This is a genomic window from Cellulomonas sp. H30R-01 (assembly GCF_010119915.1).
GTDB lineage: Bacteria > Actinomycetota > Actinomycetes > Actinomycetales > Cellulomonadaceae > Cellulomonas > Cellulomonas algicola.
The window spans coordinates 3,167,904-3,184,925 of sequence record NZ_CP048210.1; the positions used below are offsets into that span (position 1 = coordinate 3,167,904).

At 75.6% G+C, this 17,022-nt stretch carries 21 protein-coding genes; 7 read left to right on the forward strand and 14 right to left on the reverse strand.

The genetic code is table 11. The features are described 5' to 3' along the window. Positions 1-197 precede the first annotated feature (197 nt). On the reverse strand, positions 198-1,913 hold the full coding sequence (locus tag GXP71_RS20175) for a peptidoglycan-binding protein (RefSeq protein ID WP_238402423.1): 1,716 nt from the start codon (positions 1,911-1,913) through the stop codon (positions 198-200). 251 nt (positions 1,914-2,164) lie between these two features. Here GXP71_RS20175 and GXP71_RS14160 point away from each other — a divergent pair, with 251 nt between their 5' ends. Then, entirely contained in the window at positions 2,165-2,674 is a 510-nt protein-coding gene (locus GXP71_RS14160) for a hypothetical protein (RefSeq protein ID WP_162353172.1), read from the forward strand. 4 nt (positions 2,675-2,678) lie between these two features. Here GXP71_RS14160 and dtd read toward each other — a convergent pair whose 3' ends face one another. The 6 genes from dtd to GXP71_RS14190 all read right to left on the reverse strand — a co-directional run bounded on the left by dtd (position 2,679) and on the right by GXP71_RS14190 (position 7,531). Beyond that, complete coding sequence (gene dtd / locus GXP71_RS14165) at positions 2,679-3,119, reverse strand: D-aminoacyl-tRNA deacylase (RefSeq protein WP_162353173.1); 441 nt, start codon at positions 3,117-3,119, stop codon at positions 2,679-2,681. 124 nt (positions 3,120-3,243) lie between these two features. Beyond that, positions 3,244-4,239: an asparaginase gene (locus GXP71_RS14170; RefSeq protein WP_162353174.1), complete on the reverse strand. Its 996-nt coding sequence runs from the start codon at positions 4,237-4,239 to the stop codon at positions 3,244-3,246. Next, positions 4,236-4,565 carry a DUF2516 family protein gene (locus tag GXP71_RS14175; protein WP_162353175.1) on the reverse strand — a complete coding sequence of 110 codons (330 nt, stop codon included), beginning with the start codon at positions 4,563-4,565 and terminating at the stop codon, positions 4,236-4,238. The genes GXP71_RS14170 and GXP71_RS14175 overlap by 4 nt, the downstream gene beginning before the upstream one ends. A gap of 33 nt (positions 4,566-4,598) precedes the next feature. Beyond that, complete coding sequence (locus tag GXP71_RS14180; RefSeq protein ID WP_162353176.1) at positions 4,599-5,726, reverse strand: aromatic acid exporter family protein; 1,128 nt, start codon at positions 5,724-5,726, stop codon at positions 4,599-4,601. A 25-nt stretch (positions 5,727-5,751) separates the two neighbouring features. Next, entirely contained in the window at positions 5,752-6,933 is a 1,182-nt protein-coding gene (locus tag GXP71_RS14185; protein WP_162353177.1) for a folate-binding protein YgfZ, read from the reverse strand. 4 nt (positions 6,934-6,937) lie between these two features. Beyond that, positions 6,938-7,531: an FABP family protein gene (locus GXP71_RS14190; protein WP_162353178.1), complete on the reverse strand. Its 594-nt coding sequence runs from the start codon at positions 7,529-7,531 to the stop codon at positions 6,938-6,940. Between the two features lie 166 nt (positions 7,532-7,697). Between GXP71_RS14190 and GXP71_RS14195 the strand changes: the two genes are divergently transcribed. Beyond that, positions 7,698-8,069 (forward strand): DsrE family protein, encoded by a 372-nt coding sequence (locus GXP71_RS14195; RefSeq protein ID WP_202924253.1) that lies wholly within the window; start codon positions 7,698-7,700, stop codon positions 8,067-8,069. Between the two features lie 13 nt (positions 8,070-8,082). Here GXP71_RS14195 and GXP71_RS14200 read toward each other — a convergent pair whose 3' ends face one another. The 3 genes from GXP71_RS14200 to GXP71_RS14210 form a co-directional block, all read right to left on the reverse strand. Then, positions 8,083-8,559: a DUF4395 domain-containing protein gene (locus GXP71_RS14200; RefSeq protein WP_162353180.1), complete on the reverse strand. Its 477-nt coding sequence runs from the start codon at positions 8,557-8,559 to the stop codon at positions 8,083-8,085. A 292-nt stretch (positions 8,560-8,851) separates the two neighbouring features. Further along, positions 8,852-9,370, reverse strand: coding sequence for a co-chaperone YbbN (locus GXP71_RS14205; RefSeq protein WP_162353181.1), 519 nt, complete (start codon positions 9,368-9,370; stop codon positions 8,852-8,854). Positions 9,371-9,372: 2 nt separating this feature from the next. Then, positions 9,373-10,107 (reverse strand): hypothetical protein, encoded by a 735-nt coding sequence (locus tag GXP71_RS14210; protein ID WP_162353182.1) that lies wholly within the window; start codon positions 10,105-10,107, stop codon positions 9,373-9,375. A gap of 203 nt (positions 10,108-10,310) precedes the next feature. On the opposite strand from GXP71_RS14210, the gene GXP71_RS14215 reads away from it, so the two are divergent. The 3 genes from GXP71_RS14215 (at position 10,311) to GXP71_RS14225 (ending at position 13,483) form a co-directional block, all read left to right on the forward strand. Then, positions 10,311-11,039 (forward strand): response regulator transcription factor, encoded by a 729-nt coding sequence (locus GXP71_RS14215; RefSeq protein WP_162353183.1) that lies wholly within the window; start codon positions 10,311-10,313, stop codon positions 11,037-11,039. A 213-nt stretch (positions 11,040-11,252) separates the two neighbouring features. Then, complete coding sequence (gene nhaA, locus GXP71_RS14220; protein ID WP_162353184.1) at positions 11,253-12,533, forward strand: Na+/H+ antiporter NhaA; 1,281 nt, start codon at positions 11,253-11,255, stop codon at positions 12,531-12,533. An 11-nt stretch (positions 12,534-12,544) separates the two neighbouring features. Then, the gene (locus GXP71_RS14225; RefSeq protein ID WP_162353185.1) at positions 12,545-13,483 is read left to right on the forward strand and encodes an alpha/beta fold hydrolase; all 939 of its coding nucleotides are present in this window, start codon (positions 12,545-12,547) and stop codon (positions 13,481-13,483) included. A gap of 83 nt (positions 13,484-13,566) precedes the next feature. Here the strand turns inward: GXP71_RS14225 and nth are convergent, their stop codons facing one another. After that, on the reverse strand, positions 13,567-14,271 hold the full coding sequence (nth, locus tag GXP71_RS14230) for an endonuclease III (protein ID WP_162353186.1): 705 nt from the start codon (positions 14,269-14,271) through the stop codon (positions 13,567-13,569). A gap of 237 nt (positions 14,272-14,508) precedes the next feature. On the opposite strand from nth, the gene GXP71_RS14235 reads away from it, so the two are divergent. Together GXP71_RS14235 and GXP71_RS14240 are read left to right on the forward strand one after the other, a co-directional pair. Further along, positions 14,509-14,922, forward strand: a complete 414-nt coding sequence (locus tag GXP71_RS14235) for a hypothetical protein (RefSeq protein WP_162353187.1) — start codon at positions 14,509-14,511, stop codon at positions 14,920-14,922. Between the two features lie 139 nt (positions 14,923-15,061). Continuing rightward, positions 15,062-15,739: a Crp/Fnr family transcriptional regulator gene (locus GXP71_RS14240; protein ID WP_162353188.1), complete on the forward strand. Its 678-nt coding sequence runs from the start codon at positions 15,062-15,064 to the stop codon at positions 15,737-15,739. A 149-nt stretch (positions 15,740-15,888) separates the two neighbouring features. Here the strand turns inward: GXP71_RS14240 and GXP71_RS14245 are convergent, their stop codons facing one another. From GXP71_RS14245 to GXP71_RS14255, 3 genes are all read right to left on the reverse strand, one after another. Then, positions 15,889-16,386 carry a RidA family protein gene (locus GXP71_RS14245; RefSeq protein ID WP_202924254.1) on the reverse strand — a complete coding sequence of 166 codons (498 nt, stop codon included), beginning with the start codon at positions 16,384-16,386 and terminating at the stop codon, positions 15,889-15,891. Next, positions 16,386-16,547, reverse strand: coding sequence for a DUF4177 domain-containing protein (locus GXP71_RS14250; protein ID WP_124342304.1), 162 nt, complete (start codon positions 16,545-16,547; stop codon positions 16,386-16,388). The genes GXP71_RS14245 and GXP71_RS14250 overlap by 1 nt, the downstream gene beginning before the upstream one ends. Before the next feature lie 96 nt (positions 16,548-16,643). Beyond that, the gene (locus GXP71_RS14255) at positions 16,644-16,943 is read right to left on the reverse strand and encodes a WhiB family transcriptional regulator (protein ID WP_304515688.1); all 300 of its coding nucleotides are present in this window, start codon (positions 16,941-16,943) and stop codon (positions 16,644-16,646) included. Positions 16,944-17,022 lie beyond the last annotated feature (79 nt).

Genomic DNA, 17,022 nt, shown 5'->3' on the forward strand with positions numbered 1-17,022 from the left:
GCAGCGGTGTCCTCGCCGGTCCTCCGGCGGACGCGGACCTGCGGCCACGGGAAGGCCCCTCGGACGCTTACTCCGAGGGGCCTTCTCCGTGTGTGCTCGCGAGGGCTGGCTCGCGCCGCCGGCGGCGAGCGCCGGTGGCACGCACCCGGGGCGGGCTGCCGGTCAGGCAACGCCCCGGGCGGTCGTGCAGAGAGAGGTCAGCGACCGCCGACCTCGAGGATCTTCGCCCACGTCAGGCGACCGACGATGCCGTCGGCGACCAGCCCGTGCGCCTTCTGGAACGCCTTCACCGCCGCCTTCGTGCGGGGGCCGAACCGGCCGTCCGCGGGCGTGCCGACGGCCCGCTGGACGAGGATGACCGGCTGGCCCGTCGCGCCGCTCGTGATGCCGCGGTTGATCAGCGCCTGCGAGACCGACCCGGTGGCGACCGGGCGGACGCCCGTGCCGCCGTTGGCGACCTGCACGATCACGGCCCAGGTCCGCGGACCGACGATGCCGTCGGCGACCAGACCGTGGGTCCGCTGGAACGCGACGACCGCGGCGCGCGTGGCCGGCCCGAAGACACCGTCCTGCGGGGTGCCGACGATCCGCTGGATGATCGCGACCGACGGGCCGGTGGCCCCGCGCTTGATCCCCTGCGCGATCTGCGCCGCCGGGATCGCGTCCTTCGAGAGGACGGGAGCCGGGGCGGCTGCCGCGGGGACGGCCGGCGCCGTCGGCTGCGCGGGCGCGGAGCCGGTGCCGACGACCTCCCAGACGTAGTCCAACGGCTGGGAGTAGTGGCCGCCGGACACCGCGTAGATCCGGATCGTGTGCCGGCCGACGGCGAGGCCCGTCAGGGTGAACTCGGTGCCGTCGACCTCGACCGGAGTGACGCTCTGGGCGCCCTCGGGCAGGTCGACGACGTACTCGAGGGTCGCGCCGGGGTCGGTCGCGACGGCGAACCGGGCGGTCGTCGACGTGGTGGAGGCGTCGGGCTTCGCCAGCCACGACGCGGACACCAGCGGCGCCTCGGCGACCTCGACCGTCACGGTCGACTCGTTCGACTCCTCGCCCTCCTCCGTCCAGACGGAGAACGTGAACGTGAACGTGCCCGCCGTCCGCGGGTACAGCGTGACGACGTGCGTGTCCTCCCAGTCGAACTGGAAGCCGAGCGCCTCGCCGTCCGGGGTCCACGCGTCGAAGCCGGTGACCGCGTGGGTGCCCGCGGTGACGTAGTCGTCGAGGTCGATGGTGGTCTGCTCGTCGACGGTCGCGGCGACGGTGAGCGTCGCCGGGACGGACGGGGCCACGACCGACGAGTCGACGGTCCAGTCCCACGCGGTGCCGTTCCGGTTGCCGGCGGCGTCCACGACGTCGAAGTCGAGGTAGTGGTAGCCCTCGTCCAAGCCGGACAGCTGGACCGTGCCCCCGGTGACGGTGACGTACTCGCCGCCGTCGAGGCTGTAGGTCACCGTGGCGCCGGGCTCGCTGGTGACACCGAACGTGAGCGACGTGGCGGTGGTGTGGCGGCCCGGGCGCTCGAAGACCGGGGGCGTGACCGCGAGGGCGGCCTCGGTGTCCACCGTGAACGTGCCGGAGCCGATCGTCTCGCCGAGGTGCTCGACGCTGTAGGTGTGCGGGCCGTCGGCGACCGCCGGCCCCTCGAACTCCCACCCGCCCAGCGGGTCGGAGGGCGTGGACGTGGTCCCGCCGTCGATCGTGATGTCGACCACGCCGCCGAGGCCGTCGGTCGTGCCCGCGAAGTTGGGCGTGTCGTCGTTCGACAGCGCCGCGGGCGCGACCGTGACGGTCGCGACCGGGGGGACGGCGGACGCGGGGACCGTGGCGACGGCAGTCAGAGCGGCGGTCAGGGCGGCCGCGGCGGCGGCCGATACCCCGCGCCGGGCGCGGGAGGACGTGCGTGCAGACATGCGGATGGTGCCTTCCGTGTCAGGCATCCCGTGTGGAGGCCCCGCCATGACTGATCGGCTGGTCGCAGGCCTTTGTGAGCGCTCACAGGGGTTGCTCGCGGCTGGTCGTCCCGGTCGACCCGGGCCCGATCGTCACGTCTCGCCCTCCGGGTGCCCCTGACAACCGATGGGACCCCTGCCAGACTTGCCCCGCCTCGGGACACCGGCGTCCGGCGGCACCACTCGTCGACGCAGACCGAAAGAGGACCACCGTGCAGACCACCACCCGCCGCGCCGCAGCCGCGCTGCTGATCGCGACCGCGCTCACCCTCACCGCGGCGTGCTCGTCCTCGAGCCCCGAGGCCGAGGAGACGACCACCGCGGTCCCGACCAAGGAGGCGCCTGCGACGGACACGGAGGCGACCGAGGACTCGGCCGACTCCGGCGACGACCAGGCGGCCGCGCTCGACGCGTACGTGACGGCCCTGCAGGCCACCGTCCCGCAGCTCATGTCGCAGTTCGAGGGCACCTACTCCGCGATCACGATCACGGGCGAGCAGCCGAGCACCGTCGTGTACACGTACACCTACGCGCAGCAGCTCGACGCCCCCGCGACGGCGAGCGCGCTCGACGGCCAGGTCGACCAGCTCCAGGACGTCTGCGACTCCGCGGTGTTCCCCGAGATGGAGGGCCAGGGCATCACGACCGACCCGCAGGTCCGGTACGTCTACGTGAACGCCGACGGCGCGGAGATCTGGTCGCACACCTTCGCGAAGTCCTGACCCGTCAGACGGCGGCCGGTGACGACTCCAGCAGGATCGTCACCGGCCCGTCGTTGACGAGCTCGACCGCCATGTCCGCGCCGAACACCCCGGTCGCGACCTCGAGCCCGCGCTCGCGCAGCGCCGCGACGACCGCCTCGACGAGCGGTTCCGCGACGGGACCCGGCGCGGCGGCGTTCCAGGTCGGCCGGCGCCCCTTGCGGGTGTCCGCGTAGAGCGTGAACTGGCTGACGACGAGCACCGGGGCTCCGACCTCGACCGCGCTGCGCTCGTCGCGCAGGATCCGCAGCTCGGCGATCTTGCGGGCGACCAGCTCCACCTGCGCGGGGCCGTCGCCGGGCGTCACGCCGACCAGCGCGACCAGCCCCGGGCGGTCGATCGACCCGACGACCTCGCCGTCGACCGTCACGGACGCGCGCGTCACGCGCTGCACGACGGCCCTCACTCCTGCCCCCGGGACGGCACGTCGCGCGACGCGCGGTGCGTTCGCGAGGTGCCTTCGCTCGACACGCGGTGCGTGCGCGGCGCGCCTTCGCGCGACGCGCACACCGATCGCGGGGCCACCGCCCTCACGCGGCGGATCCCGGCCCGAACGCCGGGACGACGGCACCGACGGGTGCCCCGTGCCCGAGCACCGGCGTCGCCCCGAGCGGCCGCAGCACGTCCGCGTCCACCCCCGCCACCGCGAGCGCGGCCGCGAGCACCGCGGCCCGCGGTCGGGACGAGCCGTCGAGCACCTTGAGCGCGACGGCCGACCCGTCCGGCAGGCCCGCCGCGTACACGCCGTCGGCGCCGTCCTTCGCCACGAGTCCCGGCACGGCGGACATGAACGCGGTGGCGTCGCGACCCGTCCCGGCGACGTGCCAGGGATGCGCGCGGACCGCCGTCGCGACCCGCGCCTCGGCGCCGGACATCGCACCCGACACGCGCCCGAACGACCGCGCGAGCCCGACGAGCGTCGTCGAGAACAGCGGCGCACCGCACCCGTCGACGGTCGTCCGTTCGACCGCGACCCCGGTGAGGTCCGCGACCGCCTCCCGCGCGGCGACCTGCAGGGGGTGGCTCGCGTCGAGGTAGTCGCCCGTCGACCAGCCGCGCGCGACGCACGTCGCGAGCATCCCCGCGTGCTTGCCCGAGCAGTTCTGCGTGAGCGACGCGCGGTCGTTGCCGTCCGCGCGCCAGTGCCACGCGGCGTCCGGGTCGAGCGGCCAGTCGGGGGTGTTGCGCAGAGCGTCCGCGTCGAGCCCCGCGCCGGCGAGGATCCCGCGCACGGTGTCGAGGTGCCCGGGCTCGCCGTTGTGGCTCGCGCACACGAGCGCGAGCGCCGCACCGTCGACGTCGAGCCCCGCGCGGAGCATCCCGACGGCCTGCAGCGGCTTGAGCGACGAGCGCGCCCAGATCGTCACGTCGGGGTCGCCGAGCGCGAGGCGCACCGACCCGTCGGGCGCGAGCACGACGACGTGCCCGAGGTGCACCGACTCGACGAGGTCGCCGCGGACGACCCGCGCGAGCGGCTCCGCCGCGGTCGCGACGTCCGTGGCGCCGGGCGCAGCCGCCGTCGTCACCAGCCGCCCGACGGCCCGCGCGGACCGCGACGCCGGTTGTAGGGCGCGACCGCGGGGCGCACGTCGACGAGGTAGACGATCGCCCCGACCGCCGACAGCAGGCCGAGGAAGGACAGGAAGCCCAGCCCGATCGGCGGCGGGATGGACATGAACGACACCGCGGTCGCGACGCCCAGGATCGCGCCCCAGAACGACTTCGTGCGCTTGCCGGCCGACGGGAACGCGGCCGTCGGGCGACGCAGCAGGTCCACCAGCGCCCACACGCAGAGCGCGAAGATGACGAGGAAGAAGATGAGGTACAGGTAGACCTGCAGGGTGGCGACCACGCCCCGAGCCTACGAGACACCGGGTCGCGACGGTCAGATCTCCGGCAGGGCCGCGCGCGCGTCCCCGGGTGCGACGCCGGCGGACTCCAGCAGGTCGACGGCGAGCGAGCGGTGCAGCAGGACGAGGCTCTGCACCTGCCAGTCGTCGGCGGCGATCGTGAAGGGGTCGAGGCCGCGTGCCACCACGAGCAGCTCGGCGCGCGCGCGGTCGGGGTCGCGGCCCGTGCCGACCGCGGCCGCGAGGTCGTCGACGGCCGCCGCGGTCGCGGCCACCTGCTCCGCGAGCCGTGACGTGTCGTGCGGCGCCTCCGCCTCCAGCACGGCGAGCGCCCGGCGTGCGAGCACGCGCGTGTTGCGCATCGCGCGGTCGGCCAGGACGGCCCCCGTGACGTGCCCGGCGAGCTCGTCCGCGAACCGGCGGCTGGCCGGCGACAGCCGCGCGAGGTCCCGGGCGTTCGCCGACCGCTCCGACCACTCGTCGAGCGCGGGCTGCGACGCGCGGCCCCGCACGAGCGCGTCCTCGACGGCCGGCACGGACCGCTCGTCGAGCCCGCGTGCGAGCACGTGCAGCACCCCGGCCACCTCGTCAAGGGCCGCACGCCCGAGCGCCCGCGGGTGCCGTCGCGGGTCGCTGGGCGTGAGCAGCGCGACCGCGAGCGCGACCGCACCGCCGAGGGCCGCGTCGACCCACCGCCCGAACGGACCGCCCGCCGCGGCGGGCAGGCTCACGATCACGATCGCCTGCACACCCGCCTGCGTGGTGAGCATCTGCCCGCGGTCGAGGAACCGGGCGAGCAGCGCCGCGACGAACAGCACGAGCCCGACCTGCAGCGCGCCCTGCCCGATGACGAGCGCGACGACCTCGCCGAGCGCGACGCCGATGGCCACGCCCACCGCGAGCTCGGCGACGCGCCGCACCGAGCGGTCCATCGAGAACCCGAGCGCGATCCACGCGCTGACGGGCGCGAAGAACGGGTAGGGGTGCCCGAGCCAGAAGTGCGCGATCGCGAACGCGACCGACCCGGCGACCGCCGCCTGCAGGATCGGGAACCACGACGCGGCGACGCGCGCCCAGCCCTGCCGCACGCGCGCGCGGCCGAGCACGGCGAGGTCGTGGCGACCGGTCGTGCGGGCCCTCCCGGCGTCGGCGGCGCTGGTCACGGCGAGCCCGTCGCGCCGGTGGGAGTCACAGGCTGGGGTGGTGCCCGAGCCCGCGGCTGACCGGTCCGCGCGGCGCGGGACGGTCGACCGACACGCCCTCGCCGGGCACGACCTCCTCCTGCGCGGCCGACACGGCACCGCCGTCGGAGTCGACCACGAGCGGTGCGTCGACCGGCACCGACCGCTTGACGACGGCGAGCGCGACCGGGCCGAGCTCGTGGTGCCGCGCGACGGACGTGACGTGCCCGACGACACGGCCCGGCTCTGGCGAACCCGGCTCGCCCGCGACGTCGTGCACCTCGGCGCCGGCCTCGGGCAGCACGTGACCGGACCCGTCGAGGTGCAGCAGCACGAGCCGCCTCGGCGGGCGACCGAGGTTGTGCACGCGCGCGACGGTCTCCTGCCCGCGGTAGCAGCCCTTGTGCAGGTGGACCGCGGTGCGCAGCCAGTCGAGCTCGTGCGGGATGGTCCGGTGGTCGACCTCGCGCGCGGCGCGCGGGCGCAGGGCCTCGACGCGCACGGCCTCCGACGCCCACGTGCCGACGAGCGGCCAGCCCGCGGCCTCGCGGGCCCGCACCTCGTCGACGAGCCGGTCCCGTGGGACGAGCACGAGCCGCCACGCGCGGTCCGCGCCCGGGTGCTCCTCGTCGGACGGGCCGTACCGGGTGCCGCCGGGGGCGGTCGCGGGCCACGGGTCGCGCCAGGTGACGGGCTCGCCCTCGGCGCCCTCCGCGTCGACGGGCTCGCCGATCGCCGCCCAGTCGTCGGTGACGTCGTCGACCTCGACGCGCAGCATGAACTTCATCCGGTTCAGCCAGGCCGCGAGCGCGACGGGCGTCTCGGTGACCAGCCACGTCGCCTCGCCGTCGTCGACGACGGCCGCGGCGTGCTCGACGTGCCCCTGCGGCGACAGCACGAGCAGCTCGGTCGACGTGCGCGGCGGCAGCGCGGCGACCTCCTGCGACGTGATCGAGTTCAGCCAGCTCAGCCGGTCCGGCCCGGCGACGCGCACGACGCCGAGGTTCGACTGGTCGACGACCGCGCCGCCGCGCGTGAGCGCGCGCTGCTCGGCCGTCGGGTCGCCGTAGTGCCACGCGACCCCGGCGTCGGGCCCGGACCCCGCGACGGCCCCGCGCCGCTGCAGCAGCGGGCTCGTGTGCCGCACGGCCTCGCCGTGCGCGGTCTGCTCGACAGCGTCGGCGGTCATCGCGTCAGCCCTCGCTCACGTCGGCGCGGCTGAGGCGCGCGGAGGCGTACGACTGCATCGGCTGGCCGAAGGCCGCGAGGTCGTGCGCCCACATGAGGTCGCCCTGGACCAGGCCGTACAGGCGCTTGCCGGCGGTCACCTCGGCCCCCGTCGCGGTGCGCGCGATCAGGTCGCTCACCAGGTCGATGCGACCCTTGCCGACCTCGCCGACGTACACGGCGACGTGGCCCGACGGGTCGGACACGAGCAGCTCGACGGGGTGCTGGTCCGCACCGAGCCCGTCCGGACGCTCGGGCGGGACGCGCCAGTACCCGGACTCGGTCGACCACACGGGACCCGGTCCGTCCGACGCGGCTGCACCGGCGTCGACCGACGCCGCGTCGTCGAGCGACGCCGCGTCGTCGGGCGCGACGACGAGCCGGATCGTGGACGTGTACGAGAGGTAGGGGCCGCCGTCGTGGTCGATCACGACCTCCTGCGTGAAGGCGGTCTCCTCGATCCCGGGGTAGCCGACGACCCCCTCGCCGCGCCAGGCGCCCACGAGCCACGCGAGCGGGTACACCTCGGGGGCCAGCCCCTCGGGCAGGACGAACGCCATGTCAGGCCTCTCGACGGATCAGCTCTGGCTCTTGAAGAGCTTCCAGACGACGAGCCCGGCGACCCACGCGATCGCCAGGGTCGCCGCGACGAGCAGGCCGATGAAGACTCCCTCGAGCGCAGTCATGCACCGAATCCTAACGACGCGGCACGCCTACGCTGTTCCGGTGAGCAGCGGTGTGCGACCCCTCGTGATCAAGACCACGTCCGGCCTCGAGCGTCCGGAGGCGACGAACCAGGCGTTCACCGTCGCCGCGGCGGCCGTCGCGGCCGGTGCGGACGTGTCCCTGTGGCTGACCGGCGAGTCGGCGTGGTTCGCCCTCCCGGGCCGCGCGGCGGACCTCGACCTGCCGCACGCGACGCCGCTCGCGGACCTGCTGGAGGTGATCCTCGACGGTGGTGCGGTGACGGTCTGCACGCAGTGCGCGGCTCGCCGCGACATCACCGAGGACGACGTCATCCCGGGCATCCGTGTCGCGGGCGCCGCGGTGTTCGTCGAGGAGACCCTGGCCCCCCAGGCCCAGGCCCTCGTCTACTGACCCTCGTCCACGGTCAGGCGCGGCGGAGACGCAGGCCGAGCAGGTAGAGCTCGCAGCCGAGGCACAGGCCGAACGCCGCGTTGAGGAAGGCCGCGACCAGCGCGACGGCGGCCGCGACCGGCACGGCGGCGGCGACGCCCAGCGCGCCGAGGAGCACGCCGACGCCCGTCACGAGCAGGCCGACGAGCTGCGCGAACCGCGGCGGCCGCGGGTCCTCGCGCTCGGCGACCGGGCCGATCCGCGGCGCGACCACGCGCCGGAACACCGCGGCCTGCCACGTGCCGGACACACCACGCGCGACGCCCAGGGCGAAGGACGCGGCGACGACCGCGAGCAGCGCGAGCGCGACACCGGGCCACGCGCCGAGCAGCAGGACGAGGACGAGCAGGACGGCGGTGACGCCGGCGCCGAAGCGCGGGCCGCGCACGTCGATCCCGTCGGGCCGCTCGGCGGCGACGGCGGCGTTCACGGAGGGAGCGGACTGGTTCACGAGTTCTCCTCGGGGCACGGGGGCCGGTGTGGAAGATCCGTCGCGCTGGGCGGGACAGACCTTCCCCACCGACGACGAAGCGGTCGGAGCGGCATGTGCCGCGCCAGGGGTGGGACGGCCGGGCGGCCGCCGGGTCGGAACGCGACGGACCGAGGTCGACGGGTCGGACCGGCCCCGGCCGGCTCAGGGGGCGCCGATCGGGCGACGGCCGACCAGCGTGGGGCCGGGGTCGCCGGGCCTGCCGGGCGGGGCGCCCGGGCGGGCCGCACGCCGACGACCCGGGAGGGGCGCGTCAGCGCGGGGCGACCCCGTGGCGACAGGAGTCGAGCGCGGCCAGCGCCTGACGACGGTCCGTCGCGCCGGACATCCGGCCGACGACCCCTCCGCTCGCGTCGAGCAGCAGGACGGTGGGCGTGCGCATCACGCCGAAGCGTCGCACGAGGTCCAGGTGCTGCGCGACGTCGAGGTCGACGTGCGAGACGCCGTCGTGCTCGCCGGCCACGGCCGCGAGGACCGCGTGCGTGCGCCGGCAGGGGGTGCACACCTCGCTCGAGAGCTGCACGAAGGTCGCGACCGTCCCGAGCGGCACGCCGACCTCCGCGGCGGTGAGCCGGTCGTCGCGCGGCCCGCCGGTCTCCTCCGCGCCGCGCTGCCCCGCGGCGGCCGTGGACGGCTCGGCCTCGCCCGCGGGCGCAGCGGCGGCGAGGACGCTCGGCGGCACCGGCGTGAACCGCCCGTTGCGCGACCGCCACACGAGCCCGACGACGACGGCGACCGCGAGCACGCCGAGGACGAGCAGGACCCGGTCCACGGTCAGCCGACCAGCACGCGTCCGACGACGCACACGAGCAGCCCGGTCACGGTCACGGGCAGCACGACGACCGCGAGCGAGGGCCGCCACCGCGCGAGCGCCTCCATGCGGTCGAACAGCGCGTGCAGCGCGGCGACGAGGATGCCGACGGCCACGCCGAGCAGACCCCCGGCGACGGGGTCGAAGTCAGGGAGCACGAGCCCCGCGACGGCGCCCGCCGCGGCCGACGACGCGGTGGTCGCGAGGACCCCCATCCACACCGGCAGGTGGATCGCGACGACGACCGACCCGACGGCGAGCGCGAGCGCCGCGGTGACGACGAGCGCCTCCCCCTCGGGCCCGCGCACGATGGCGATCCACCCCGTGGCGGCGACGGCGACCAGCGCGCCCGCGACGGTGCCGGACACGGACTCGACGAGCCGCACGCGCCCGTCGCGCCGTACGAGCTCGGCGAGGAAGGCCAGCACGACCGCGGCGGCGAAGACGACCGGCAGACGCTCCAGGTAGGGCTGCTCCTCCTCGAGCGTGACGACCGCCACGGAGCCCAGCCCCGAGAGCGCGACGACGACGCTGGTCCCGGTGCCGAACGGCAGGTTGGCGAGCGGCGGCCACCCGACCGCGACGAGGAGGACGAGGACGGCGCACGCGGCGGCGAGCGGGTAGAGCCCGACGTAGCCGGCGACGGCGACCACGGTCGCGAGGACGGCCGTGGCGACGGCCCTGGTGGCGAGCTGCATCCTGCGGTTACCGCCCCGTCGTCCGAGGGGTCGTGGCGGGCACCGGCGCGCAGGTCGCGCAGGTCGTCACGGGGGCCGCGGAGGGGATGAGCACGGCAGCGATTGTCGCAGACGCGACCCGTCCGCCCGGTCGTCGCGTCGCACGAGCTCCGCGCGCAGCGCGGTACGGTGTGCAGCACTCGCACGCGGGGAGGAGGTTCCACGTGGCAGATCTGCTGCTGCTCACTCCCGCGTCCGGGGGCTCTGCTCAGGTGCTCCCGGCGCTCGGTCTGCTGTCGCACCGGGTCCGGGTGCTCCCGGTCGAACCGTCCGCCCTGGTGGACGCCCCGGACGCGGACATCGTCGTGCTCGACGCACGCCGTGACCTGGTCACGGCCCGCACGACGTGCCGGCTGCTGCGCGCCACCGGTCTGACGGTGCCGCTCGTCCTGGTCCTCACCGAGGGCGGCCTGACGGTCGTCACGGCCGAGTGGGGTGCGGACGACATCATCCTGGAGTCGGCGAACCCGGCCGAGGTCGAGACCCGCTTCCGGCTCGTCATGGAGCGCGCGGCGACGGCCGGCTACGACGACGCCCCGCAGGAGATCTCGTCCGGCGAGCTCACGATCGACGCGGGCGGCTACACGGCCCGCCTGCGCGGGCGGCCGCTCGACCTCACGTACAAGGAGTTCGAGCTCCTCAAGTACCTGGTGCAGCACCCGGGCCGCGTGTTCACGCGGGCGCAGCTGCTGCAGGAGGTCTGGGGCTACGACTACTACGGGGGCACCCGCACGGTCGACGTCCACGTGCGTCGCCTGCGCGCGAAGCTCGGCCCCGAGCACGAGCAGCTCATCGGCACGGTCCGCAACGTCGGCTACCGGTTCGACCCGCCGAAGGACCGCCGCGCCACGGTCGACGACCGCCCCGACGTCCCGGCCCCCGCGGACGCCTGACGGCGGCGGCCCCGGCCGACCTCTCACGCTGCTTCTCCGTCGTCCGGCGGCTCCGTCGTCCGGCGGCGCCGTCGTGCACCCGTCCCACCGTCGCCACGCGCGCCCCCCGCTCGCGGGCGCCCCCCGCGCCCGCCCGCCACGCACCGCTACCCTGGTCCGCGGTGCGCCGGGAAGTCTGGTCGGCAGTCCTGCTGTCGCGCCCGGAGGTCGCCCGTGACCCGTCGTCCCGCCCCTCGCCTGTTCGCCGCCCTCACCCCCGGCGGCGAGCGCAACCTGCTCGACACGCTCCGCGAGGAGCGCACCGGGGGCGTCCTGCTCCTGGTGGGCACGGTCGTCGCGCTGCTGTGGGCCAACCTGTCGCCGTCGTCGTACGAGGCCGTCTCGACGACCGTCGTCGGTCCCGCGGCCCTGCACCTCGACCTGTCGGTGTCCGCGTGGGCGACGGACGGGCTGCTCGCGATCTTCTTCTTCGTCGTGGGTCTCGAGCTCAAGCGCGAGGTCGTCGCGGGTGAGCTGCGCGACCCACGGACCGCGGTCGTCCCGATCGTCGCGGCGGTGGGCGGCATGCTCGTCCCGGCGGCGCTCTACCTGGCCGTCAACCTGAGCGCACCGGCCGGCGACCCGACCGGATGGGCCGTCCCGACCGCGACCGACATCGCGTTCGCGGTCGCGGTGCTCGCGGTCGTGGGCCGGTCGCTGCCGAACGCGCTGCGGGCGTTCCTGCTGACGCTCGCAGTCGTCGACGACCTGCTCGCGATCATCGTCATCGGCGTGGTCTACACGGACCACGTCGCGCTGCTCACGCTCGCGGCCTCGCTGGTCGTCGTCGCGCTGTTCGCGCTCGCTCTGGCGCGCGGCGTGACGACCCCGTGGCTGCTGCTCCCCCTCGCCGTCCTCGCGTGGGCGCTCATGCACGCGTCGGGTGTGCACGCGACGATCGCGGGCGTCCTGCTCGGGCTCGTCGTCCCCGCGACGCCGGAGGCCACGCGGCGCGCGCTGCGCCTGCGCGAGACGCCCGCCGAGTCGCTCGCCGAGCGGTGGGAGCACCGCTGGCGGCCGGTGTCCGCCGGGTTCGCCGTCCCCGTGTTCGCGGTGTTCGCGGCCGGTGTCACGTTCAGCGCGGCGGTCGTCCGGGACGCCGTCGCCGACCCCGTCGCGCAGGGCGTCGCGCTCGGGCTCGTCGTCGGCAAGCCCCTGGGCATCCTCGGCGCGACGTGGCTCGTCGCGCGGTTCACGCGCGCGTCGCTCGCGCCCGGGCTGGGCTGGGCCGACGTGCTCGCCGTCGGGCTGGTCGGCGGCATCGGGTTCACGGTGTCGCTGCTCGTCGGCGAGCTCGCGTTCGGGGCCGGCAGCGCGCACGACGAGCACGTCGTCGTCGCGGTGCTCGCGGGCTCGCTCGTCGCCGCGTGCGCGGGCGGTCTGGCGCTGTGGCAGCGGGACCTGCACCACGCGTCCGCCCGCCGGGACGCCCACGGGACCCCCGCCAGCGGGTAGGTTCGGCTCCGATGAGCACCGTCGACTCCGCGACGCTCCTGATCGAGGGACCGTGGCGGCACCGGTTCGTCGCCGCGAACGGCGCCCGGTTCCACGTCACCGTCTCCGGTCCCGACGACCGCGACACGCCTCTCGTCGTGCTGCTGCACGGCGTGCCGCAGTTCTGGTGGGCCTGGCGACGGCAGATCCCCGCGCTCGCGGACGCCGGGTACCGCGTCGCGGCGATGGACGTGCGCGGCACGGGCTCGTCCGACAAGCCGCCGCAGGGGTACGACGTCCCGACGCTCGCCGCGGACGTCGCAGGCGTGGTCCGGTCGCTCGGGGCGTCGCGCGCGATCGTCGTGGGCAACGGCACGGGCGGCGAGATCGCCTGGGCGATGGCGGCGCTGCAGCCCGACCTCGTGCAGGCCGTGGCCGCGCTCGGCGCCCCGCACCCGCTCGACGTGCACGGCCACCCGCGCACCGCGCTGCGGGCCGGCGCGTGGCGTCGGCTCGCGTTCGCGCAGCTCCCGTCGTTCCCCGAGCGCGCGCTCCAGCGCGGCGACCTGGTCCGCACCCTGCTGACCGAGTGGGGCGGCGCGCCCGGGTGGCTCGACGCGGCGACCGAGCAGCAGTACCGCGAGGCCGTCCGGGTGCCGTTCGCGGCGCACAGCCAGATGGAGCAGCTGCGCTGGCTGGTCCGGTCGATGCCGCGGCTCGACGGCCGCCGCTACCACGCGGCGCTCGAGCAGACCCGGCCCCTGCCGGTCCTGCAGGTGCACGGCGGGCGCGACGGGCTGCGACCGGCGACGTACGCGCCGCTGTCGGCCTCCACGAAGGCGCTCGTCGCCGAGCGCTACCGGTACGAGCTCGTGCCGTCCGCGGGCCACTGGCTGCCTGACGAGGCCCCGGACGTCGTGTCCGAGGTGCTGCTCGACTGGCTCTCCGAGACGGCGCTCGTCAGCCCCTGACGCGCCGGTCCAGCCCGAGAGGTCCCAGGCCGAGCCCTGAGGCCCCGGACCGCCCGTCGGCCCGTGAGCCGAGGCGTCGCGCCTCAGCCCTTGAGCATCGCCGTCGCGCGCACCGGGTCGTTCTCCCCGATGCCCGCCGACGGGCACCACGCCGCGACCGGGCACGCGCCGCACGCGGGCTTGCGCGCGAAGCACGTGCGCCGCCCGTGGAAGATCAGCCGGTGGCACGCCATGGTCCAGTCCTTGCGCGGCAGCAGCTCCCCCAGCTCGCGCTCGACGACCAGCGGGTCCTCGCTCGTCGTGTAGCCGAGCCGCAGCGACAGCCGCAGCACGTGCGTGTCCGTCGTGATCCCCGGGATGCCGAACGCGTTGCCGAGCACGACGTTCGCCGTCTTCCGCCCGACGCCGGGCAGCTTCACCAGGTCCTCGAGCCGGTGCGGCACGACGCCGCCGTGCCGCTCGACGAGCGCCGCCGACAGGCCCGTCACCGCGCGCGCCTTGGCCCGGAAGAACCCCGTCGGCCGCAGGATCTCCTCGAGCTCGTCGGGGTCGGCCGCGGCGAGCGCCGCCGGGTCCGGGTACCGCGCGAAGAGCGTCGGCGTCGTCAGGTTGACGCGCACGTCGGTGGTCTGCGCCGACAGCACGGTCGCGACGAGCAGCTCGAACGGCGACGTGAAGTCGAGCTCGCAGCGGGCGTCCGGGTAGCGGACGGCGAGCGCGCGGTCGACCCGACGGGCGCGCCGGGTCCGTGCGAGGGGCGTCTCGGTGGTGCCCGGCGTGTCGTTCACGCGAGGCAGCGTAGGCCGCACCGGTGACAGCCGCCGGGCGGCCCGCCCGGTCCCACGTCGCCACCTCGGCCGAGCGCACGTCGCCCCCTCGGCCGAGCGCACGTCGCCCCCTCGGCCCAGCGCACGTCGCCCCGTCGGCCCAACGCGCTGACCTGCGGACGAACTGGTCGCGCGCGCGGCTCAAGTCGCGGCCCCCGCACGCCGAACGACGGGATGAGGACCTGGAGGCTCATCCCGATGACTGCACCCACCGAGCAGCGCGTGCGCGACCTGCGTCTCGACCGCCGCGCGCTGCGCGCCGAGCGTGCGCGCGTCGGGTGGTGGCGCCGGCTGGTGCGCGCGCGGCTCGACCTGGCCGTCGCGCAGGTCGCACGCCCGCAGACGCTCGGCGAGGACGTCGCCTTCCAGCTCCCCGTCGACGTCGGCGTGGACGTGCCCCGACCTGCCGAGCTCGCCGCGGTGCTCACCGGCACCCCGGCCGACGAGCTCGCGGCGCTCGACGAGCTGCGCGCCCTCGACGAGCAGCTCGCGCGGTACGAGGCGGGCGTGACGTCGGCGCTCTCGGACACCACGGACCAGCTCATCACGCGGCTCGCGCTCGACCCCGAGGCGACCACCGCATGCCTCCAGGAGCCCATCGGTCGGGGCTGAGGCCCTTCGTACGGCAAACTGTGAGATGGCCGGTGCCCGAGACCAGGACGCCGGACGGGTACCGCCACCGAGCCAGACGGTTCGCGCGCGGTCGTCAGGCCGGTGACCGTCGGGTCGGGCCGGGAAGGAAGGAGCCACGGTGGAGGACGACATCGTGCTGGCAGCCCCCCTCTTCGCGGGGCTGGACGTCGAGACGTCCGGGGCGCTCGTCGCGACCATGAAGCAGCTCCACCTCGTGCGTGGCGACACGCTGTTCCACGAGGGCGAGCCCGGGGACCGGCTGTACGTCGTGCGCGACGGCAAGATCAAGCTCGGACGACGCTCCAACGACGGCCGCGAGAACCTCCTCGCCGTGCTCGGTCCCGGCGAGATGTTCGGCGAGCTGTCCCTGTTCGACCCGGGCCCGCGCACCGCGACCGCGACGGTCGTCGCCGACGCCGAGGTGCTCGAGCTCGGCCACGCCGACCTCATCAAGTGGCTCCAGGACAAGCCGTCGGTCGCGCAGCAGCTGCTGCAGGCGCTCGCACGCCGCCTGCGGCGCACCAACGAGGCGCTCGCCGACCTCGTCTTCTCCGACGTGCCCGGCCGCGTCGCCAAGGCCCTGCTCGACCTGTCGACCCGGTTCGGCGAGAAGGTCGACGAGGGCGTCCGCGTCGCGCACGACCTCACGCAGGAGGAGCTCGCGCAGCTCGTCGGCGCGTCGCGCGAGACCGTCAACAAGGCGCTCGCCGACTTCGCCGCGCGCGGCTGGGTGCGGCGCGAGGGACGCGCCGTCGTCCTGCTCGACATCGACCGCCTGGAGCGCCGCGCGCGCTGACGGCAGCCACCCCGCGACACGACGTGCGACGGCCCCGGTCCGACAGGACCGGGGCCGTTGGTCTCCCCGCATGCGGCGGAGGGCGTCACGTCGTCTCCGCGCAACGCGGCGGGCGGGGTCACGTCGCCTCCCCGCGGGCGGCCGGCAGGTCAGTCGCGCAGGCGCACGACGAGCTCGACCTCGACGGGCGAGTCCATGGGCAGCACCGCGACGCCCACCGCGGAGCGCGCGTGCACGCCGGCGTCGCCGAGCACCTCGTGCAGCAGGAGGCTCGCGCCGTTGACGACCCCCGGCTGACCGGTGAAGGCCGGGTCGCTCGCGACGAACCCGACGACCTTGACGACGCGCGCGACCCGGTCGAGCGCGTCGGCGCCGGTCGGACCACCGTCCGCGGCGACGGCCGCCGCGACGGCGGCCAGGGCGTTGAGCGCGGCGGTCCGGGCGTACCCGGCGGCCTCGTCAGGGGCGATCAGGCCCGCGCCGTCGCCGACCTTGCCCGTCGCGGGCAACGCTCCGGCGACGAAAGGCAGCTGCCCGGACGTCCACACGGTGTCGCCGTCGCGCAGCGCGGGCACGTACGCGGCGAGGGGCGCGGCGACCGTCGGCAGCTCGAGCCCGAGCTCGGCCAGCCGGGCGGCGACGCCCATCAGGCCTGCTTCGGGCGCTTGAGGTAGGCGACCAGGCCGGCGTCCGGGCCCTGGATCACCTGGACGAGCTCCCACCCGTCGGCGCCCCACTGGTCCAGGATCTGCTTGGTCGCGTGGATGATGAGGGGGATCGTCGCGTACTCCCACTGCTGCGTCGCCATGCGCTCACCCTAGCGGGACGAGGCGCGGCCGACGGCCGGTCGTCGGGCCGTCCACGGGCCCTCGACGTGCACGGCGACGGTGCCGTGCAAGCGCTCTCACCGGACCGGCAGGACGCCCGTCTCGATGCCCACGAGCTCGGCGTGCCACGACCGGACCTCGGGGCGGCGGCGCAGCAGCGCACGCCGCTCACGCTCGGTCATCCCGCCCCAGACGCCGAAGTCCATGCGGTTGTCGAGCGCGTCGGCGAGGCACTCCAGCCGGACGGGGCAGCCGGTGCACACGGAGCGCGCCTCCCGCTGGGCCGCGCCCTCGACGAAGAGCGCGTCCGGTGACAGCTTGCCCGTGCCACAGGCGGCGATCGCGGTCCAGTGCGCGTCCAGCGTGACGGTTGCCACTCACCCTCCAGAGAAGACGGACGGGTGCCGCGGGCACCCGTGTCCTGCGGGGAAACTAGTCGGTCAAGCGTCCGTCTGG

Bases quoted from the DNA above. Each gene is read 5' to 3' on its own strand.
- GXP71_RS20175 (WP_238402423.1), bottom strand. From the start codon at position 1,913: ATGTCTGCACGCACGTCCTCCCGCGCCCGGCGCGGGGTATCGGCCGCC.
- GXP71_RS14225 (WP_162353185.1), top strand. From the start codon at position 12,545: ATGAGCACCGTCGACTCCGCGACGCTCCTGATCGAGGGACCGTGGCGG.
- GXP71_RS14210 (WP_162353182.1), bottom strand. From the start codon at position 10,107: ATGCAGCTCGCCACCAGGGCCGTCGCCACGGCCGTCCTCGCGACCGTG.
- GXP71_RS14250 (WP_124342304.1), bottom strand. From the start codon at position 16,547: ATGGCGACGCAGCAGTGGGAGTACGCGACGATCCCCCTCATCATCCAC.
- GXP71_RS14185 (WP_162353177.1), bottom strand. From the start codon at position 6,933: ATGACCGCCGACGCTGTCGAGCAGACCGCGCACGGCGAGGCCGTGCGG.
- GXP71_RS14245 (WP_202924254.1), bottom strand. From the start codon at position 16,386: ATGGGCGTCGCCGCCCGGCTGGCCGAGCTCGGGCTCGAGCTGCCGACG.
- GXP71_RS14190 (WP_162353178.1), bottom strand. From the start codon at position 7,531: ATGGCGTTCGTCCTGCCCGAGGGGCTGGCCCCCGAGGTGTACCCGCTC.
- GXP71_RS14235 (WP_162353187.1), top strand. From the start codon at position 14,509: ATGACTGCACCCACCGAGCAGCGCGTGCGCGACCTGCGTCTCGACCGC.